Below are 20,616 nucleotides of genomic sequence, written 5' to 3'. Positions count from 1 at the left end.
AATCACTCCGCCATGATAATGGCAAGAACGATATAAATACCAATTGCCGTTCCTCCAAAAAAAGCACCGATGATAAAACCAAGACGAACATTTTCTGATTTCATTCCGAAATACTCTGCTAGCCCACCACAAACCCCTAAAAATCTCCTATCGGTACGCGAAACAACTAATTTTTTGTTCATGTCAATTCTCCTTTTCTTTTTGTATCATTATTAAAACACAACGATATTCAAAAGCAAGTCAAAACTAGACTGCAAAGCTTACACTTTTGCAAGGTTACCAAAGTCCTTTAAATGCGTATGTCCCCTTATGATGATTGAGAAACATGGCCAGTTCCCCAAGGGAATTAGGCGCTCGTGTCCCTACCCCGAAAGCTAATAATTCGATGTTGACATAGTAAGCAAGGCGTGCCACGATAAGAGTCGGTTCTTCTCCTTTTTCGAGCGCCTTGGCTGCCTCAAACAGAGCTTCTTGGCAGTTCTGCGTCAGTTGATGACGGTCATGGTTGTAGACTGTGGCGACCAATTGGAAGAAACGTTTGCGATCAATGGGAATCACCTTGAACACCCCCCTTAAATAGAATAGTTTTCTATAAAGTTAGTCAAATCTCCCAATGCTCGTTCTGCAATGGCTTCGTAGCGTTCTTTTTTATCCCGAATCCGTGGCCCTTCTAGCTCTTTGATAATGCCAAAGTTAACGTTCATCGGCTGGAAGTGCTTGCTCTCAGCATGGGTCACATAATAAGGCAAGCTGCCGATGGCAGTTGTCTCTGGGAAGAAGGCGGGTTCTTCTCCTTTGAAAAGGCGAACGGCATTGATGCCAGCCACTAGACCACTCGCTGCTGATTCAACGTAACCTTCTACCCCTGTCATCTGGCCAGCAAAGAAGAGATTTGGTTGCTTGGTTGATTGGAAGGCTTGGTTAAGAAGGTTTGGAGAGTCCATGTAGGAATTTCGATGCATGACACCGTAACGAACAAACTCTGCATTCTCAAGTCCTGGAATCATCTGGAAGACCCGTTTTTGCTCGCCCCATTTGAGGTGAGTTTGGAACCCTACAATATTATAAAGACTACCTGCTGCATTGTCCTGGCGAAGCTGGACAACTGCATAGGGGGTCTTAAACTCACCGTCTCGAGGCCCCTTATAGTCATCAGGGTATTCCAATCCAACGGGCTTCATCGGGCCGTAAAGCATGGTTTTGACACCACGTTTAGCCATAACCTCAATTGGCATACATCCTTCAAAGTATTTCTCTTTTTCAAAGGAATTGAGTGGTGCTTCTTCTGCAGTTATCAAGGCTTCATGGAAAGCCAGAAATTCTTCCTTGGTCATGGGACAATTAAGGTAAGCAGCTTCTCCTTTGTCATAGCGAGACTTGAGGTAGACCTTGCTTCTATCAATCGTATTCACATCAATAATCGGTGCTGCTGCGTCATAGAAATAGAACCCATCCCCACCATTGAAGGCATGGATTTTAGCAGCCAGAGTATCGCTGGTCAAGGGGCCAGTCGCAATCACTGTTATTGCGTCTTCTGGAATTTCTGTCATCTCCTCACGAATCACCTCGATCAGTGGGTGGTTGTAAAGCTCTGCTGTCACAGCTTCCGCATACCCTTCACGGTCTACCGCCATAGCTCCACCAGCTGGAACACGGTGTGCTTCGCCATTGCGCAGGATAATCGAATCAAGTCGCCGCATTTCTTCCTTTAGGAGACCGACTGCATTGGTCAAGCTATCCCCACGAAAAGAATTTGAACAGACCAACTCGGCAAAATTATCTGTCTTATGCTGAGGGGTTGGTTTGACCCCGCGCATTTCGTAGAGTTTAACAGGGATACCTCTTTTAGCAATCTGGTATGCCGCTTCCGAGCCAGCTAGGCCAGCCCCAATCACATTAATGTATGTCGCAGTCATGATAATTTCCATTTCTAATCTTATTTCAGTCTAGTCTATTTTACCAAAAATTCTGTTATAAAAATAGTTTGAGGTGCTAGAGTCAGGTCAGAGATGACGTCCTTTGACTCCCTTTTGATGCGCATTGCCCTTAGTCCCGAGTAGCAAACAATGATGATATGGCACTATTGTCCATAGAAGACAAACGGACAGAACCAGTCTTAAAAAGAGACCGGAAAACAAGTGAACTGCCCCAAACCGTTAGATTTTGTGTCCAACTTTTGGGATACAAGTTCACAAGTCCGATCTCTAAAACAATTGTAGAAAAACCTGTTTAACACAGCGGGAATTAACGATTTCCGCCACTTTTCAGTTTTAAAAACATCCTGACAAATGAGGTAAACATGGTTTGCCTGGCTTCTTCCTCAGACAATCATCCCCTGACTCTTGCCCATACTTGCATCTCAAGACTATCGCAAAGCGATCTAGGATAGCCTGTTGCAGCATACATAAGACTTTAAGGAAGAAATAGTATCGTTAAGCGTTTTTTCCTGCTCCTAGGCGCTTAGATGTTAAAAACATCATTCAAGTTTTCAGCCATAGTTGGGTGGGTGAAAATTTGATTTTTAAGATAGGTATAAGGAATTTTGTTATCCATAGCCATAGTGATCAAGTTGATGATTTCCTGTGAACCAGCACCAAAAAGGGTCGCTCCCAAAATCAACTGACTCTGTTTATCAATAACCACCTTGTAAAGACCGCGCAAATCGTTGTTGACATGAGCACGTGGCATGTTAGCAACAAGCAAAGAGTTGGTGAGAACATCGTAACCTGCTGCGAGGGCTTGAGCTTCTGTCAGACCAACTCGGGAAAGGGCTGGCTCGATAAAAACAGTTGACGGCACCTGGCCACGGTCAGTTCTCTTGTAATCGTAGGCGCCTGTTAATTTCCCAAAGACCACACGAAAATCGTCTAGAGAAGTATACGTGAATTGGAGGCCACCATTAACGTCACCCACGGCATAAACACCAGGAACGCTTGTCTCACAGTAATCATCCACTTGGATAGCGCCACGGTCGGTCAATTGGATACTAGTGGTTTCCAGTCCCAACCCTTCTGTCGCAGGCTTGCGGCCAGTAGCATAGAGCACCGCATCAAAATGGTGATCTTGATCATCAGCTGTCACCACTACATCAGCTCCGCTATTTTTCACGGCGGAAATAGCTGAGCCTAGGTGGAAGCTCACCCCATCTTCTTCCAGGTAGGTCTGAGCTAACTTGGCTACCTCTGGCTCATCACGACCAAGTAAAGCTGGCGCTGCCTCAAAGACTGTTACTTGGCTACCTAGTTTGGCATAAAGACTCGCAAATTCCAAGCCTATATTTCCCCCACCTATGATCCCAAGACGAGCTGGACGTTCAGACAAATTTTGGATGCCTGTACTGTCGTAAACACCCGCTGTTTCCAAAAGACCTGGGATTGGTAGGACATTGGAAACAGCGCCTGTGTTGATGACAATGTTATCAGCAGTCAACTCCTGTTTATCCTCGCCAGCACTCACCTCAACCACCTTATCTGCCACAAAACGAGCCCGGGCATTGTAGAGGTCTACTCCTGTGCCCGTCAAGACAGCCTGATTCTTACCACGCAAGCGGGTAACGACTGTCTCCTTTTGTGCCATAGCTGTAGCAAAGTCCCAGTTGTTCTCAGCAGCAACGATCAGAGTCTTGGTCGGGATACAGCCGATGTTAATACAGGTACCTCCATACATGCTAGCATCCTGTTCAATGAGTGCGACCTTCTTACCGGCTGTCGCCAGTTTGCCAGCCAAGGTTTTACCCGCCTTACCAAAACCAATAACCAATAAATCATAATGTGCCATTTCTAAACTCCTTATATTTATTCTCATTTCATTCTAACAAAAAATCAGACATGTGTCTGATTTTTGCTACCATTTGACTATTTTATCATAAACAAATCCATGCAGCTACCATAACCGTTAGAATGCTAAATAAAGAGCCGATCAAATAGTATTCCGCAAAGGCTGGATTTTCTGAAATTTTGTTGTAGCGGGCGATAGATTTGGCTGTGAAGACAAGACCGATGGAGGCGAACTGGCCAAAGAGAATACAAACACCCATCACCAACCGTTCCAAGGTTCCAATGGTCGCTCCTGCTCCAGTAATTGTCTGTTGCTCTTCCTGTTTTTGAAAAACTTGATTGTCATTTAAGATAGATTTGACTGGCTGATATTTTGCAAAACAAATCCTAAAAACAAGATTGGCTGGTTTTGTCACTAAGAGGAAAAAGAGCACAATACTTGGCAGTTTTGCCCATTCTCCTAAAGTCATCGCTAACTTAGCACCAGCCTCAGATAAACTGAGAGCCAGACTCACCGAAATAGCCAGATGGATAAATTGATCCATAGTAAAGTACAGGCGTTCCGAAAAATAGCCTTTTACAAATGGTTCAAGACCATCAAGGAAGGCATGGCTACAGATAATCCATATAACTTCAGGCCAGGCCACCGGTTGATAGAGGCCCAAAAGAATTAAGGGCCAAGCCACCTGACAGAGATGGCCTAGTAGATAGAACTTATTCTTTTCGTTAAGTTCTGCCAGTTTCTGGGACTGGAAATGGAAATCGGACAGCACATGGCAGATAATAAAGAGAGCAATAAAAGGATTGACCACCAAAAAGTGTGACAGACTGAAAGCAGACATTAATTGCCCTCCTGACTACGCGCAATGAGTTCCTGCACTGCATTTCGGCATCTAAAATAAATTTTAGCGCCACTGCTTTTGAGACGTTTCGTAAAGGCGCTTTCATTTAATTTCAAATAATCAGCAACCCTATACTGTTCAAATTGTTCTTGATAGATTCCCAGCTCAATCAGGGCCTCAAAAACCTCTTCTTGACTTGGTCGCCAACTGCTCTTTATGTGCTCCGAAGCTGCTAATAAGGCGTTAGCCTGTTGGGACAGCTGAGGATTTTCCAGAATTAGTGCGATTTGGGTATTGCCATAGTCATTTTTTTTATGAACAGTCTCTATTGCCTGGCGAGCCCTCCAATAAGCCGGCCCATCTGCTCCAATACTTTGTTCTGGATCAATAGGTGTTAAAATTTCTCCCGCTCCAAGTCCAAACCGTATTTTGTATGGTTTCATCGCGAGAACCAACTCATCAACCAGCTTAAAAATGGGAGCATCTAACTGAAATAATCCCTGAAACTCATCTCCCAAAGTAATGGTTAATTTGGAAACCAAGACGTCTTGATACTGATGATTCAAGCTATGAAGACAAGTCTCCAACTTTTGTTGGACAAGAGAACGGTCAAGAATGTCCTTAGAAGCAATAAAATCACCGATTAAGGCTAGATAAACCATTTGCCCCTCCTTTTACTGTCCATTATAACAGACATTTTGGAAAATGTCTATTATAATGGAAATTTTTAAAAATGTCCGTTAAACCCTCCTTTGGCTAGTAAGCATTGCCTAGTCCCTTTTGAACAGAAGTGTTTGCTTGATTCTCTATAGATTTAGCAATCAATAGAGAACTGCTGTGCCTTCGAGATAGAAAGAGACAAACCCGATAGAGTTTGCCTCGAATAACTGTTCAAATACTCTGGACACCCCTAATCTTACAGAGGCAGACTTATGCTGAGTTAAGCCTTACTTTGAGTCTCTTTATAATCGCAATCTGTATTCGAACAAATGACTTGTTTGCCTCCCCCACGAATGGCCTTTTCGACTAGGAAATGGCCTGATTTAGGACAGCTACGGCCAACAGGCTTATCCCATGATGTAAACTCACAATCCGGGTAACGGTTGCAACCATAGAAGATGCGATTTCGTTTGCTCTTACGTTCAATGATTTGCCCCTGATTGCAGGTTGGGCAGACCACACCAATCTCTTTGGTGATTTGCTTGGTGTTGCGGCAATCAGGAAAATTGCTGCAGGCATAAAACTTGCCAAACCGACCAAGCTTGATGACCATGGGATGGCCACACTGATCACAATCAAAACCGGCAGGCTCGTCTTTGATTTGGATTTTTTCCATTTCCGCTTCAGCTTTGGCCACATCCTTCTCAAAAGGTTTGTAAAAATCATCAATCACCTTCTGCCACTGAGCCTGACCAACTTCCACAGCATCTAGCTTGTTTTCCATATCTGCTGTAAAAGTGATGTTAACAATATCTGGAAAGAATTCTACGATCAGTTGATTGACAATTTCACCAAGTTCAGTGGGTTCAAAGCGTTTTGAAGCTAATTTGACATAGTAGCGTCGCTGAATGGTCTCAAGAGTCGGCGCATAGGTTGATGGCCTGCCGACACCATTTTCTTCCAAAGCTTTAATCAAGGTTGCTTCGGAGTAGCGTGCTGGTGGCTGAGTAAAGTGTTGTTCTGGCTTAGTGCTGGTACGTTTGACAACATCTCCAACTCCCATCTCTGGCAGCATCTTATCCTTATCTGTGTCATTGTAGACAGCCAGATAGCCGTTAAATTTAACCTGACTCCCGTTAGCTGTAAAGGTGACACCGTTTTGAGAAAGATTGACCTTCATGGTATCGAAAATTGCAGCGGTCATCTGACTAGCTACAAAACGATTCCAGATCAAGGTATAGAGTTTGAGCTGGTCCTTGTCAAGATACTTTGCAATGCTCTCTGGTGTCTGAAAAACATTGGACGGACGGATAGCCTCGTGGGCATCCTGAGCACCACCAGCATTTTTAACACGACTTCCATGTTTAGCATAAGAGCTACCAAAACGCTCGATGATGAAATTGGCTGCTTCACCTTGAGCCACTGGACTAATACGAGTAGAATCCGTACGCATGTATGTGATAAGACCTTGACTACCATTTCCTAGATTGATGCCTTCGTAGAGTTGCTGAGCAACCATCATGGTCTTACGAGTTCTAAAATTAATCTTGTTAGCCGCATCCATCTGAAGGGTTGAAGTGGTATAAGGCAACGGCGCATTTCGGCGACGCTCCTTCTTCTCAACTTGATCGACCGTGAAATCATCACCCGTGATACGGGCTAAAACGTCCTTGACTTGGTCGTTGTTCTCCAGCTTTAGCTTTTTACCATCAAGACCATAAAAGGCCGCCTGGAAAGTTTTACTGCCTTTTTTAAAAGTGCCATCAATCGTCCAGTATTCTTCCGGTTTGAAGGCCTTGATTTCATTCTCCCGGTCAATAATTAATTTGAGCGCAACCGATTGAACACGCCCAGCTGAAAGCCCCTTTTTCACCTTTTTCCAGAGAATCGGTGAGATGGAATAGCCCACAATGCGGTCAAGGACACGACGTGCCTGCTGAGCATCTACTAAATCCTGATCAATTGTCCGAGGTTCCTTAAAGGCATTTTTGACTGCATCTTTAGTGATTTCGTTGAAAACGACACGGTTTTTGTCCTCAGCATCCAAATTAAGAATATGTGCCAAATGCCAAGAAATAGCTTCTCCTTCGCGGTCCGGGTCACTTGCTAAATAAACTTTATGTGCTTTTTTAGCTTCTTTTTTCAGGTCATTGATTAAGGGACCTTTGCCACGAATATTGATGTACTCCGGCTCATAGTTATTGGCAAAATCAATGGACATAGAGGACTTTTTCAAATCACGGATATGCCCGACAGAAGCCACAACCTTGTAGTTGCGTCCCAAGTACTTTTCAATCGTTTTAGCCTTGGCTGGCGATTCCACAATGACCAAGTTTTTCTTAGTAGTCTTAGTGGCTTTTTTCTTCGTTGGTTTCGTTTTTGTTGCAGTTGTCAAAATATCATCCTTTGTGAGGAAACTGAGAATGGCCAGTAATCTCGTTCATTCTTGCTTCCATTTCATATTAAACTCCAATAGATATTAAACTATTTTTGATACCCTGTCAAGAATTTTCTGCTATGTCTTTTCTAAATACCCGTCAAAAGCAGCTCTGCAACTTATTTGAATTAGTGAGATGAAAAAAGAGGAGAATACTCCTCCTCAAATACTTTTATAAGCGCCCCCGCTGCAGTCAACTATTTATCTCTAAATACAAGAAGGTACGAATCTGCCCTCCTAGTATTCATCGTAAAATCTTTCAGATTGTCGACAGCTATCTTCTGAATAGAAAACCATGTTTTGTCATCATATCGGATATTAAAATCATCGTCACTTCCCATATCAATAGGAGTCATTTCTTCGTGATTCAATTCAAACAGCTCTTGATCAGCTCCTTTTTCGATTTGTTTACGAGAAGCCATGAGATAGATTGTTCCACTAAATTCATCAGTGAGTGTATATTGTTCTTGATTAGGTACATACAAAACCTTATCTTCTATACTCTGTTCAAGAGGTGATAATTCTTTAGCGACTTCGTTTTTAACTTGTTGCATTACTTCCTTATCAACACTGGTATAAGTACAAGCACTCAGAAGATAAATACCCACAACTACTATACTAATCTTAGACAAATAACGCATGAAATTTCTCCTTTTTATTAGTGATATAACCGGATCTCATTAAGAGACCTTTAATTGTCATTAATGACATATTCCAGAATATCTCCCGGTTGACATTTTAAAACACGACAGATATTTATCAGGGTGTTAAATCGAATCCCTTTAGCCTTTCCAGTCTTTAAGATTGATAAATTAGCTTCTGTAATTCCAATTTTTTCCGCTAATTCTTTAGAAGTAACTTGACGATCCTTTAAGATTTTATCTAAATTGATTTTAATCGTTTCCATTGTTAGATGATCTCATTATAGTCTGTTTCAACCTGATAGCCTCTTTTTAAAACTAAGATTCCCAGACAAGAAATTCCGATTAGAATGAGGTGAAACCAATAATCTTGAAAGGTAAAATCGGATAACTGGCTCACATTATTGATCTCTATCACCGAAAATCCCACCTTGGCAATCATCTGTAATAAAGTAATCGCGATGAGGCAAAATAAAATTCTATAAAGTAAGTGAATATTTTTTAAGATAAAGATTCTATCATCTCTCATTTCTCTTAAAAGTGACTGTGTACAAATCGCCACATAAATCATCAATGAGACGATGACTATGGCAAGTAATAATACCAAAATGACTAGAAAGTTCGAGACTGATTGAAAGTTTCCTGGATAACCCTGTGTTAACGAGGCCTCTATTAAATCTCCTCTGAATATCGCCACTAACAAGCCTAGGCAGATTCCTCCTGCCAGGAAAGTCAAGAACCATTGACCTATCTTAGCAATTAAAATAGCCATTTGAAAAATAGCACTTCTGACCATTTTCAACCTCCAAATTAAGTGTTTAGCAATTGATTCAAAAAAAGACATTATAAAAAGCCACGACTTGCGTGACTTTATCCTTATAAACTATCCCCGTTCCAGATAGAATTTTTAACGATAACATAGTTGACCTTGGTCAAGCTTTCTAAGTCCTTGCCGCCAGCATAGGAAATGGAAGATTGGAGATCTTGTTCCATTTCAATCAAAGTGTTAAAGATGCTACCTTTGGTTGGCAGTAGGATTTTCTTCCCTTCGACGTTTTTGTACTCGCCCTTTTGGAATTGGGAAGCTGAGCCGTAGTATTCTTTGAATTCCTTACCATCAACTTCGATCGTTTCTCCTGGGCTCTCATTGTGACTTGCAAACAGTGAGCCGATCATGACCATGCTCGCTCCAAAACGAATAGACTTCGCAATATCACCGTGTGTCCGAATGCCACCGTCTGCAATAATTGGCTTACGGGCAGCCTTGGCACACCAGCGTAGGGCAGCCAATTGCCAACCACCAGTCCCAAAACCAGTCTTGACCTTGGTGATACAAACTTTTCCTGGTCCAATTCCGACCTTCGTTGCATCCGCCCCTGCATTTTCCAATTCGCGAACCGCTTCCGGCGTCCCAACATTTCCTGCAATCACAAAGGTATTAGGCAATTCCGCCTTGATGTGCTTAATCATGTTAATCACAGAATCTGAGTGACCATGCGCGATATCAATGGTGATAAATTCAGGTGCATCGTCTTTTAAGGAGCGCACAAAATCATATTCATACTCTTTAACTCCAACTGAAATAGAAGCAATGAGACCTTTTTGGTGCATTTTAGCAATGAAAGGTTTGCGTTTGTCTTCCTCAAAGCGGTGCATGATGTAAAAGTAACCTTCAGAAGCCAAATGCTCCGCCAGGTTCTCATCAATAATGGTTTGCATATTGGCTGGAACAACAGGAAGTTTAAAACGATGTCCACCAAAGGTAATGCGCGTATCAGCTTCAGAACGACTCTTGACAATACACTTATTAGGGATCAATTGGATATCTTCGTAATCGAAAACAGGCATATCAAACATGGTTTCCACCTCAATTTTAAGAAAATGACCTACCTATGCAAATGCATCGCTACGCTTCTTGGGCGCTTCCATGATTTATTTTACCGCAATAATCGGCAAAATAACAGAAAATGGTTTTAAAAAAGAAATAAAGTTCGTAAAAATCGAACTTTATTTCGATTATACAGTTTTAATCCGTCTCACTCCGAAGGTGCGAGACAAATAGCGTATGTCCCTAGAATTGAATTCTGACGAATGACCGATTTTGGATTCCAACCTAGTTGAGGTTGACTCTAAAAGACGCTGAAACACATGTATTAGAGCCTTACTCAATCGCTGTGTTTTACTTCCTTACGATAATAAAATGAAGAAACTAGGACGTTTATCCCAGTCTCATCTTTTTCCTTTTAATTGTCGGACTTCTTCCTCGGTCAGCTGGCGAAATTCTCCGGCCGCAAGATGCTCATCTAAGACGAGACTGCCCATCCTTATGCGTTTAAGGTGGGTTACCTGATTACCTAGTGCAGCAAACATACGCTTGACTTGATGAAATTTGCCTTCCTGGATGGTAAGATAGGCAATATGGGGGATGTCGTCTTGCCAATCAATCCGCGCCGGTAAGCAGACATAGCCATCTTCCAAAACAACACCCGCTTGCATTTTTTCTTTATAATCTGGCTGACAAGGGGCAGCTAAAGTAACCTCGTAACATTTGTCAACATGCTTTTTAGGAGAAAGCAGGTTATGATTTAAGTGACCATCGTTAGTCAACAGCAAAAGCCCCACCGTATCCTTATCCAAACGTCCAACAGGAGCTACCCGATGATAGCGAGCAGGGAGAAGATCTAAAACAGTCCGCTCTTGAGGGTCTTCTGTGGCCGAAATCACACCAGCAGGCTTGTTGAGCATCAGGTAGTCAAATTCACTGTAAACTAGCACCTCGCCATCAAGACAAATCTGATCTTCTTGCTCATTGACAGCCAGGTCTGATTTTTTAGCAACTTGACCATTCACTGTTAAGCGTTTAGCTTTGACCATAGTCTTGGCCTGACTACGTGATCCTGCTCCTACTGCTACGATAAATTTATCTAATCTCAAGCACTGCTTTCCTTTCTCTATGCTATTTTCCGTTCTTTAGAAACCTTATTCCTCAAACTGATAAAGTTGCGGGTACTGATCGCACTCTGGATTTTTGGGGTGGCAGATGGCGCGGCCAAAGTAAATCATAGCCTGATGAGCGGCTAGCCAACGCTCTGGCGGTAAGATATCCATGACCCGTTTTTCAATTTCCAGCGGTGTCGCGGATTGTTTAACAATCTGATGGTGTTTACAGATTCTTGATACATGTGTGTCAACCGCAAAGGCTGGAATACCAAACCCAACACTTAGAACCACATTGGCGGTTTTTCGTCCAACGCCGGATAAGGCTTCTAATTCTTCACGCGTTTGTGGCACCACACCATCATGCCTATCTAAGAGTTGTTGGGCACATTCTTTTAAAAATTTAGCCTTGTTGCGGTAGAGTCCTAATCTCGAAATATACCTTGCAATGTCAGCCACATCTGCCGCTGCCATGGCTTGAGGAGTTGGATAAGCTGCAAATAAGCCAGGGGTTGCCTTGTTAACCGCCGCATCGGTTGTTTGAGCGGATAACAGGACTGCACAGACCAATTCAAAATGGTTTCGGAAGTCCAAACTTGGCTGAGCATCTGGGAATAGGGCAATAATTTCTTCAATCACATGGCGGGCTTTTTTCTTGGATAAAACCATGGAACCTCCTTCGTAGTATTTCCTATACTCATTATACCATAGCGACCAGGCGTTTAGAAACGCGAGGCTTCCCCTTTATAGAAACTAGGAATCCTCTGCTCAAACTTTTGATACCAATCCAGCACAGCTTCTGCTCGTTCTATCATGGTTTGAACTTGTTGCTCACCAAAGGGTATGGCCCAAGGGATGGAACCAATGACGTCTGTCGCCATGTAGAGAGCCATTAGACCCCAAAACTTTTCTGGAATCTGTTTTTCCTTAAAATAACCATGGATAAGTCCCGTCGCAAACTCTTCTGAAAGTTGAGCATTCCATATCATGCGATTAAACTCTTCGTACGGATCACCAATTTCTAACGAGCCAAAGTCAATAACGACAAGCTCATTAGAAGGGTGTTCGATCATTAGATTGCCCACATGGTAGTCACCGTGGCATAAACTTTGCGGACGATGTTGAAGCAAGTAGCTATGATTCTCAATAAAATCGATAAAAAGAGAGCCATCTGGATACAGGGTGTGAACTTCTGAAAAAGCAGCTATTTTTCGATTGATTTTAGCCCTATAGTGCTCTTCCCAATTGAGTGGTTTCTCATCAATCGGCAGACTATGAATGTCCCTTAGGTAACTTCCAGCCTGTATGCCGTAAGCATAAAGTTCTTGAGCGGATAAGGTAGTCGCAAGATCTCGAAAATCTTTCCCATCAATCCAGTTGTACAGGCTAAGCATTTTATCTTCCTGAAACGCAACCTCTAACAACTGAGCTTGTTTTAATGAAGTGGTCGATAGATCCCTCAGGTATTTCATCTCTAATCGTTTACGTTCCGCAAAGGATAGAGGGGAAATTTTCAAGAAATAGGCTTGATCACCAACTATTTTGTACTTTTTTTCTGAAGAATAGCCTTTGGTAATCTCTTGCAAATTCGACAGATCTCTTTTTGATAATAATGACATAACGTAACATCCATTCTAGTCGTTTGTATTTACAATACTGAGTTGTGTTTTCAGGTAATCAACGAATTGCTCTTTTGTAGAATGACGGATAATATACTGGATAACATCTTACTGGTTACTGGCCACAATCTTGGCATTTTTCGCAATACTATAGAAAAATGAGTACTAGATACTATCGTCGCTTCTGCTATAATGTCTTATTGGTTAGACCAAAAGAGGTACTTTTGGGCTTTTTTATACCAAGAATTCAGCTGCTAAGAAGAAAGACGTGCTAATCTAATAAAATAGATTTGACAACATCAATTTTATGGGTTTGGACCACTAGATGAATGGTATTTCCTAGATACAGCTTGCTTTGACCATTGACAACCTCCACATGACCAGGTGTGCCTTGACCAGTAATCAAGACGCCATCTGGTAATGTAAGGTCCGCCACACGTCTTCCTGCAATCTTCTCAGATACTGGAATTTCAATCAGAGTCACTCTAGTAGTTTCATTGGCATGTTCTGGAAGCATTTTTTCTAACATCGCTTCATAAATTGGCACTCCGTGACATAAATCCATGACAATATAAGACGACAACATCACAATTCCAATCGGCATCAATTGCTGCATATCCCCGACCATCTCCGTAACCAGTACAATCCCTGTTAGGGGAGCCTTTGAAATGGCCCCAAAATAACCAGCCATCCCCAGTACAATAAAGAGTGGTAAATCTTCTGATACGATTAGACCTAATCCCAGCAGAACATGGCCAATCAGCAAGCCTAAGACAGAACCAAGAGCCAATATCGGCAAGAAAATTCCGCCTGGCAAACCCGAACCATAGCTTAACATGCTCATACAAAAACGAATAACAAAGAATACCAGTAACATCGTTAAACTTGTCTGCGCGTGTGGTAAATGAACGATTAGCTCATGGCCGCCGCCTAATAATTTAGGAAACAATAGACCAATTGGCATAATGAGTGAAAATGGGATGAGTGGATAGAAATCGGGTGTTAGCTGAAGGGCATCTCCCATTTTTTTGTAGAATTTGGGCATGGCTAGAATGACACGTTCGTAGACATAGCCAGCAAGTCCAAGAAATGCTCCAGTTAAAATCAAAAGCCAATATTGGTGAAAATCCAAAGCAGGTAGCGAAATCGGAAGATGCAAGGCTGGCGACAAGCCAAACATCCATTGAGAAACAGCATTAGCAACGAGGCTCGCAGTCAAAGTCGTTATCCAGACAAGACGGGAAAAATGGCGGTATACCTCTTCAATCACAAAAAGCAAGCCCGCAATGGGCGCGTTAAAGGCTGCGGATAAACCAGCCGCGGCACCACTTGCTATCAAAACCCTGGTTTCTAACGGACTTAGTTTAAAGTGACTGGCCACTCCTTTAGCCGTCATAGCCCCTAACTGAATGGAGGGACCTTCTCGCCCTAACATGAGTCCGCTTGAAATAGCTAACATACCACCCATAAATTTTCGCCACAGAATTTCCCACCAATTCGAGGTCATCAACCCTTTTAATTCCCCCTCTACTTGGGGGATGCCTGATCCGCGGATGCCCTTTTCTCCTTTGGCTAAAAAGGCTATAAAAAGAGTCAGTACAAAATAGCCTACTGCAATAGCAAAAAGCACGAACAGATTTTGTCGTGCCATTTGATAAAGATGGACCAGCCATTCAAAACTATGTCCGATAAACAATCGAAATAGGCTAACCACTAACCCAACTGCCAAACCAACAACAATCCCTCTCAAGACAGAGACCAGAATGGAGCTGGAGGCATAGTTAAATTCTTTGTTTGATTGTTCCATTTTTTATTCCACTATTATTTCCGATACATTTTAAACTGAAGGTACAAATCATTGTAATCTCCGAGTAACTCTTTACCCAGGTTATCGTAAACTTCAAGATTATCCAGTGTTTCACCACTTGGGTAAAAAGCCTGATCCTCACGGGTCTCTTCATCTAACATTGCTTTTGCAACGTTATTCGGCGTTGAATAACCGACATATTCAGCATTTCGAAGAGCGTTTTCTGGACGGAGCATAAAACTGATGAAGGCATGTGCTCCGTCAATGTTTTTAGCTGTTTTTGGGATTACTATATTGTCAAACCAGAGGTTGCTCCCTTTTGAAGGAACGACATAAACCAAGTCTTCATTACCATCTAGCATCTCGCTAGCTTCCCCTGAAAAACTGACTGCCACCGCAGCTTCTCCTTGAATCATATAGCCCTTGATTTCATCTGCAACAATGGCCTTAATATTAGGCGTCAATTGATAGAGTTTTTCAGCGGCTTCATGCAATTCGTTTGGATTTTGTGAGTTGAGGCTATAGCCTAAACTCTGTAGCCCAATGCCCATTCCTTCACGAGCCCCGTCAATCAACATAATATTGTTGCGGTACTCTTCTTTCCAAAGATCTTCCCATTCAAGCGGAGCTTCTTTAACCATTTTGGTATTGTAGATGATGCCAAGCGTTCCCCAGAAATAAGGAACAGAGAACTTGTTTCCTGGGTCAAAAGACTGATTGATAAATTCCTTACCAAGATTTTCCATTCCTGTGATTTGATGATGGTCAATCGGCAACAGCATGTCTTCTTCAATCATTTTAGAAATCATGTACTCAGATGGGACAGCAATGTCATAAGTCGTCCCTCCTTGCTTGATCTTGGTATACATCGATTCATTTGAATCAAAAGTTTGATAATCGACTTGGATACCTGTTTCTGCCGTGAATTCTTTCAGTAAATCAGGATCAATGTAATCTCCCCAGTTGTAAATCACCAACTTGCCAGTGCTACCAGAATCCTTCTGGGCAGACATGGTGAGGCTCAATCCTGTCAAGAGGAGAATAATCGTTAAAACGCCCACAAAAAATGATAGCAATCGTTTCATTAAATGTCCTCCTTTTCACGCGAAATAAAGTAATATCCGATAACCAGTATAATCGAGAAAAGAAAGACCAGAGCTGACAGGGCATTGATTTCAAGGGAAATCCCTTGCCGGGCTCGAGAGTAGATTTCTACAGAAAGCGTGGAGAAGCCATTTCCCGTTACAAAAAAGGTCACCGCAAAATCATCCAAAGAATAGGTAAAGGCCATAAAATAACCTGCAATAATTGCGGGTGTTAAGTAAGGCAGCATAATTTCACGAAACATCTGGCTTCTGGTAGCTCCCAAGTCAAATGCCGCTAGAATCATATCGTCATTCATTTCTTTAAGTCTTGGCAAAACCATCAACACTACAATCGGGATAGAGAAGGCCACGTGGCTCAATAAGACGGAGACAAAACCTAGTTGGAAACCAATCATCGTAAAGAGAATCAAGAAGGACGCCCCAATCATCACATCAGGCGCAACCATTAAGATATTGTTAGCAGATAGGAGGCTCTCCTGATACCGTCGACGCAACTGGTAAATATAGATGGCACCAAAGGTACCGATAATAGTGGCAATCAAGGAACTTAAGAACGCTAGAAGAAAGGTTTGCGCAACAATCAACATGAGCCGACTATCGTCAAAGACCGCCTGGAAGTGCTCCCAAGTAAAGCCTTCAAAACCATTCATAGTCCCACCACTATTGAAAGCATAATAAATCAAGTAAAAAATGGGTAAGTAGAGAATGAGAAAGACGATGATTAGGTAGATATTCGCAATTTTTTTCATCCTTTAGCCCTCTCTTTCGTCGCCCACATGATCAGAAGCATGGCCAAAATCAAAACCACTCCAATCGTTGAACCCATCCCCCAATTCTGGGTGGTCAAAAAGTGTTGCTCTATGGCTGTCCCTAGCGTGATGACACGGTTTCCACCAATCAAACGGGTCAACATAAAGAGGCTGAGTGATGGGATAAAGACAGCTTGAATCCCTGATCTAACCCCATTCATAGAAAGAGGGAAAATAACCTTGGTGAAGGTCTGCCAATTGTTAGCACCTAAGTCTTTACTGGCTGCAATCAAGTTAGGATCCAAATCATCCAAAATATTAAAGATAGGCAACATCATGAAAGGCAACTCAATGTAGCTGGCGACAAAAATAAAGGCAAAGTCTGTAAACAAGAGTTGCTTTGGAGCTAATCCTAAAAAGCTCAGAAATGAATTGATGGCTCCGCTATTGCCAAAAATCCCAATAAAGGCATACGCCTTGAGCAAAAGGTTAACCCATGTTGGTAAGATGATGAGCATCAACCAGAGCTGCTTGTGCTTGAGCTTGGTCAGAAAATAAGCGGTCGGATAAGCAAGGACCAAGGTCACTAGAGTGATAATTCCTGCATAGAGAACCGAGTTTAGACTCATCTTGAGGTAGGTCGCATTAGGCGAAGTAAAGTACGTTTGATAGTTGGATAGGGTAAAATTCCCATGAATATCAAAGAAAGATTGCCAGATGATAAGCCCTAGTGGCACAAAGACAAAGAAGACTAGCCAAAGCCAGTAGGGCAAAGAGAGAAGACTAGAGGTTTTCTTCATCACGTTCCTCCTCGATGGCATTAATCAAGCCTTCTTCTGGCTCTTCGATTTCAACATATTCTTCAATACGGGCATCGAACTCTTCTTCAGTTTCATTGAGGCGCATGATGTGGATATCTTCCGGTTCAAAATCCAGTCCAATGACTTCGCCGACAATTGCTTTACGGGTCGAATGAATCATCCACTCGTTGCCCAATTCATCATAGGCAATAATCTCGTAGTGCACACCGCGAAAGAGCTGGGTATCTACCTTCACCTGCAATTTCCCTTCTTCTGGCAAGGTAATCTGCAAGTCTTCCGGTCTAATCACGACTTCGATCGGTTCATTAGGCTTCATCCCACCGTCAACCGCTTCAAAACGTTTGCCGTTAAATTCTACGAGGTAGTCTTCGATCATGATGCCTGGGAGGATATTGGACTCCCCAATAAAGGTCGCTACAAAGTGGTTAATCGGCTCATCATAGATATCTACAGGGGTTCCAGACTGAACAATTTCGCCTTCATTCATGACAAAAATCCAATCACTCATGGCAAGGGCTTCTTCTTGATCATGCGTCACAAAGACAAAGGTAATCCCCAAATCCTGTTGCAGTTCGCGCAGTTCGTATTGCATTTCTGTACGAAGCTTCAAATCAAGCGCAGACAAAGGTTCGTCCAAAAGGACTACACGCGGGCGATTGATAATGGCACGTGCGATGGCTACCCGCTGACGCTGCCCACCAGATAGCTTCTGAATGGAACGGTTCTCATAGCCTTCCAAACGCACCATCTTCAAGGCTTCCTTGACACGTCGCTCGATTTCAGCTTTTTCCACCTTACGTAATTTGAGCGAAAAGGCCACATTTTCAAACACAGTCATATGAGGAAAGAGGGCGTAAGACTGAAAGACCGTATGCACATCTCTTTTGTTGGTCGGCACATCATTGATCCGCTCGCCATCTAGATAAACATCCCCACTAGTCGCATCCAGTAGGCCTGCAATAATGTTTAAAATCGTTGATTTCCCTGAACCAGACGCTCCTAAAAGTGTGTAAAACTTTCCTTCTTCCAGTTCAAAGTTGATATTTTTAAGCACAACCGTCCCATTATCTTCATAGACTTTAGAGACGTTCTTAAATGCAATGATCGGCTGTTTTTCAGTCACGGCTGCTCCTCCTTTTTTTACTAGTCATTAAAGACTAACCTTCTCCAATGATACGCACTTCACGCTCTAGTGTAATACCTGACTGCTCCTGAACCTTAGCAATCACATGGTCAATCAAAGCCTCGTAATCTGAGGCAGTGCCATCAGCGACATTAATCATAAAACCAGCATGTTTTTCTGACACTTCAACCCCACCTATACGGTAACCCTTGAGGCCAGCCTCCATGATTAACTGACCTGCAAAATGTCCGACAGGTCTTTTGAAAACAGACCCACAAGAAGGGTACTCCAATGGTTGCTTCAATTCACGCAAATGGGTTAAACGGTTCATTTCATGTTGAATGGTTTCATAAACGCCTGGTTTTAAGGCAAATTTTGCGGAGATGACGATCGCACCATTATCTTGGACGATAGAATGGCGGTAACCGAACTTCATGTCCCGACCGTCAACTGTCCTGATTTCACCATCTTTGTTCAGAAGCTGAGCAGACACCAAAACCGCTGATATTTCACCGCCATATGCGCCCGCATTCATATAAACTGCACCACCAATAGATCCTGGTATGCCACAGGCAAATTCAAAGCCTGTCAACGAATGGTAAAGGGCAATCCTTGTGGTTTCAATCAGATTAGCCCCTGCTTCTGCCTCAATCGTATAACCATTGACGGTTACCGTGTTGAGCTTATTAAACATGATGACAAAACCACGGATTCCTTTATCGCGAATAATGATATTACTCGCATTTCCCAGAACCATCCAGGGAATCTCGTGTTCATTGGCATAGCGGACAATCTTGGCCAGCTCATACTTGTTTTTAGGGAAAAACAAGACATCCGCTGCCCCTCCCACCTTGGTGTAGGTATAATGCTTTAAGGGTTCATTTTCTTTAAAGTCGATTCCTTCAAAAAACGACTGTAGGTTTTGATAATGTGACATGATGATTCTTTCATTGAAAATTTGGCATAGCCTCTACCATTATACCAGAAAACTGAAGAAAAATCGAAAAAATACCACCCAATATTCATTTACTGGGTGGTTTCGGTTAGTCTTCTGTTAGTGGATGTGTTACAAATTTATTAGCATTGTCTTTAAGGGCTCCAAAGATAGTTAAACCTGCTGTAATCAGTGTAAAGGCAAATAACATCAATAAATTAGTGGTGTAGTCTGTCATATCGATATATTCTAAAGTCTTCAATTCTGACAGACCTTGGAAGGCTGTGATGATATCAATTTCAGCTACGCGAGCAACTAATAGTGCCCAATCTAATTCATTGGCAAAGTAAGTCATCGCCACAACAATCACTAAACAGATAACGGCTGCAACCTTAGAGAATTTTTTTGCTAGAAGCTCATATCCCTTAACCGTTGCAATCCCCATTACAATTCCTGAAAATGCTGCGACGAAACCTAATTGTCCTAAGATGACAATTAAGGCTACTCCAATCAAAGAACCTAGGAATGCACCTACAGTACCAAGGATATAATTTTCAGAGCTTTGACCGTATAATTGTTCAGATGTATCCAGATTCTTTACGTATTGCGTGTAAGCATTCTCCGATAAAATCCGTACAGCTCCACTAACTGTATAGATACCCAAGTCACTTGTTTGCCCTGTGTCTTCACAAGCTGCTACAAATCCGTGATCTGTCAAAAAGTTTATTAAAGACTCTAGAGCCTGCTGGATGTCAGCAGGCCTCTTCCCCTTTGTAAGTCGATGCCGGAGGAGAGCTGTTATCTTATACTGTTTAGCTGACACCGCTGTGATAGACTTATCTGAGTGAGTCTTTAGTTCTTTCCAAAGCTCTTTTGCAATCCCTCACCATTTCGAATAGCCGTTGTCGTTAGGGTATAAATCTTGCTATTCCCACTGTTTACTTCTGAAAGGTAAACTAGAAAGCCATGATAAACTCCAAAAAGAACATTTGCTTCTTGATCATAGCTCAACCCTAATTGTTGTAAGGCTTCTTGTATTATGGCTTCCAGCCAGTTTTTCTCGGAGAGAAAAATGAGAAAACCACCAGCTAAGCTGGTGGCTGATAAGGCTTCTAGCTTCCATTTATTTTTCCTAGTATAATCTAATTGTTCAGGTTAGATACA

General features: G+C 42.4%; 21 protein-coding genes. All 21 read right to left on the bottom strand.

Annotation, left to right across the window (positions count from 1 at the left end):
• Positions 1-2: 2 nt before the first annotated feature.
• Entirely contained in the window at positions 3-182 is a 180-nt protein-coding gene (locus HF992_RS06640; RefSeq protein WP_168549271.1) for a PspC domain-containing protein, read from the bottom strand.
• A 94-nt stretch (positions 183-276) separates the two neighbouring features.
• On the bottom strand, positions 277-558 hold the full coding sequence (locus HF992_RS06635) for a hypothetical protein (RefSeq protein ID WP_168549270.1): 282 nt from the start codon (positions 556-558) through the stop codon (positions 277-279).
• A 14-nt stretch (positions 559-572) separates the two neighbouring features.
• Positions 573-1,916 carry a methylenetetrahydrofolate--tRNA-(uracil(54)-C(5))-methyltransferase (FADH(2)-oxidizing) TrmFO gene (gene trmFO, locus HF992_RS06630; protein ID WP_168549269.1) on the bottom strand — a complete coding sequence of 448 codons (1,344 nt, stop codon included), beginning with the start codon at positions 1,914-1,916 and terminating at the stop codon, positions 573-575.
• 544 nt (positions 1,917-2,460) lie between these two features.
• Entirely contained in the window at positions 2,461-3,777 is a 1,317-nt protein-coding gene (locus tag HF992_RS06625) for an FAD-containing oxidoreductase (protein WP_168549268.1), read from the bottom strand.
• Positions 3,778-3,862: 85 nt separating this feature from the next.
• Positions 3,863-4,618 carry a DUF3307 domain-containing protein gene (locus tag HF992_RS06620; RefSeq protein WP_168549267.1) on the bottom strand — a complete coding sequence of 252 codons (756 nt, stop codon included), beginning with the start codon at positions 4,616-4,618 and terminating at the stop codon, positions 3,863-3,865.
• Positions 4,618-5,280 (bottom strand): SatD family protein, encoded by a 663-nt coding sequence (locus HF992_RS06615; RefSeq protein ID WP_168549266.1) that lies wholly within the window; start codon positions 5,278-5,280, stop codon positions 4,618-4,620. The genes HF992_RS06620 and HF992_RS06615 overlap by 1 nt, the downstream gene beginning before the upstream one ends.
• Before the next feature lie 278 nt (positions 5,281-5,558).
• Positions 5,559-7,676: a type I DNA topoisomerase gene (topA, locus tag HF992_RS06610; RefSeq protein ID WP_425505594.1), complete on the bottom strand. Its 2,118-nt coding sequence runs from the start codon at positions 7,674-7,676 to the stop codon at positions 5,559-5,561.
• 236 nt (positions 7,677-7,912) lie between these two features.
• On the bottom strand, positions 7,913-8,356 hold the full coding sequence (locus tag HF992_RS06605) for a hypothetical protein (protein WP_168549264.1): 444 nt from the start codon (positions 8,354-8,356) through the stop codon (positions 7,913-7,915).
• Positions 8,357-8,406: 50 nt separating this feature from the next.
• Positions 8,407-8,622 carry a helix-turn-helix domain-containing protein gene (locus HF992_RS06600; RefSeq protein WP_168549263.1) on the bottom strand — a complete coding sequence of 72 codons (216 nt, stop codon included), beginning with the start codon at positions 8,620-8,622 and terminating at the stop codon, positions 8,407-8,409.
• A 2-nt stretch (positions 8,623-8,624) separates the two neighbouring features.
• Entirely contained in the window at positions 8,625-9,152 is a 528-nt protein-coding gene (locus HF992_RS06595; protein WP_168549262.1) for a hypothetical protein, read from the bottom strand.
• Positions 9,153-9,232: 80 nt separating this feature from the next.
• The gene (guaC, locus tag HF992_RS06590; protein WP_168549261.1) at positions 9,233-10,213 is read right to left on the bottom strand and encodes a GMP reductase; all 981 of its coding nucleotides are present in this window, start codon (positions 10,211-10,213) and stop codon (positions 9,233-9,235) included.
• A 372-nt stretch (positions 10,214-10,585) separates the two neighbouring features.
• Positions 10,586-11,290, bottom strand: coding sequence for a pseudouridine synthase (locus HF992_RS06585; RefSeq protein ID WP_210729437.1), 705 nt, complete (start codon positions 11,288-11,290; stop codon positions 10,586-10,588).
• A 45-nt stretch (positions 11,291-11,335) separates the two neighbouring features.
• Positions 11,336-11,962 (bottom strand): endonuclease III, encoded by a 627-nt coding sequence (gene nth / locus HF992_RS06580; protein ID WP_168549260.1) that lies wholly within the window; start codon positions 11,960-11,962, stop codon positions 11,336-11,338.
• A 53-nt stretch (positions 11,963-12,015) separates the two neighbouring features.
• Positions 12,016-12,912: an aminoglycoside phosphotransferase family protein gene (locus HF992_RS06575; protein ID WP_168549259.1), complete on the bottom strand. Its 897-nt coding sequence runs from the start codon at positions 12,910-12,912 to the stop codon at positions 12,016-12,018.
• A 271-nt stretch (positions 12,913-13,183) separates the two neighbouring features.
• On the bottom strand, positions 13,184-14,719 hold the full coding sequence (locus HF992_RS06570; protein ID WP_168549258.1) for a ClC family H(+)/Cl(-) exchange transporter: 1,536 nt from the start codon (positions 14,717-14,719) through the stop codon (positions 13,184-13,186).
• Between the two features lie 14 nt (positions 14,720-14,733).
• Positions 14,734-15,804, bottom strand: coding sequence for an ABC transporter substrate-binding protein (locus tag HF992_RS06565; protein ID WP_168549257.1), 1,071 nt, complete (start codon positions 15,802-15,804; stop codon positions 14,734-14,736).
• A complete protein-coding gene (locus HF992_RS06560) occupies positions 15,804-16,574 on the bottom strand; it encodes an ABC transporter permease (protein WP_168549256.1) in 771 nt (256 codons plus the stop codon). Before HF992_RS06560 ends, HF992_RS06565 begins: the two co-directional genes overlap by 1 nt.
• The gene (locus HF992_RS06555) at positions 16,571-17,377 is read right to left on the bottom strand and encodes an ABC transporter permease (RefSeq protein ID WP_168549255.1); all 807 of its coding nucleotides are present in this window, start codon (positions 17,375-17,377) and stop codon (positions 16,571-16,573) included. Before HF992_RS06555 ends, HF992_RS06560 begins: the two co-directional genes overlap by 4 nt.
• A complete protein-coding gene (locus tag HF992_RS06550) occupies positions 17,358-18,518 on the bottom strand; it encodes a polyamine ABC transporter ATP-binding protein (RefSeq protein ID WP_168549254.1) in 1,161 nt (386 codons plus the stop codon). Before HF992_RS06550 ends, HF992_RS06555 begins: the two co-directional genes overlap by 20 nt.
• A gap of 34 nt (positions 18,519-18,552) precedes the next feature.
• Positions 18,553-19,455 (bottom strand): UDP-N-acetylmuramate dehydrogenase, encoded by a 903-nt coding sequence (gene murB / locus HF992_RS06545; RefSeq protein ID WP_168549253.1) that lies wholly within the window; start codon positions 19,453-19,455, stop codon positions 18,553-18,555.
• Positions 19,456-19,561: 106 nt separating this feature from the next.
• Positions 19,562-20,170 carry a hypothetical protein gene (locus HF992_RS06540; protein WP_168549252.1) on the bottom strand — a complete coding sequence of 203 codons (609 nt, stop codon included), beginning with the start codon at positions 20,168-20,170 and terminating at the stop codon, positions 19,562-19,564.
• Positions 20,171-20,616: the final 446 nt, after the last annotated feature.

This window comes from Streptococcus ovuberis (genome assembly GCF_012396585.1).
In the GTDB taxonomy this organism is placed as follows: Bacteria; Bacillota; Bacilli; order Lactobacillales; family Streptococcaceae; genus Streptococcus; species Streptococcus ovuberis.
Note: the sequence above shows the minus strand (reverse complement) of the source record. Positions and strands in the feature narration are given on the sequence as shown.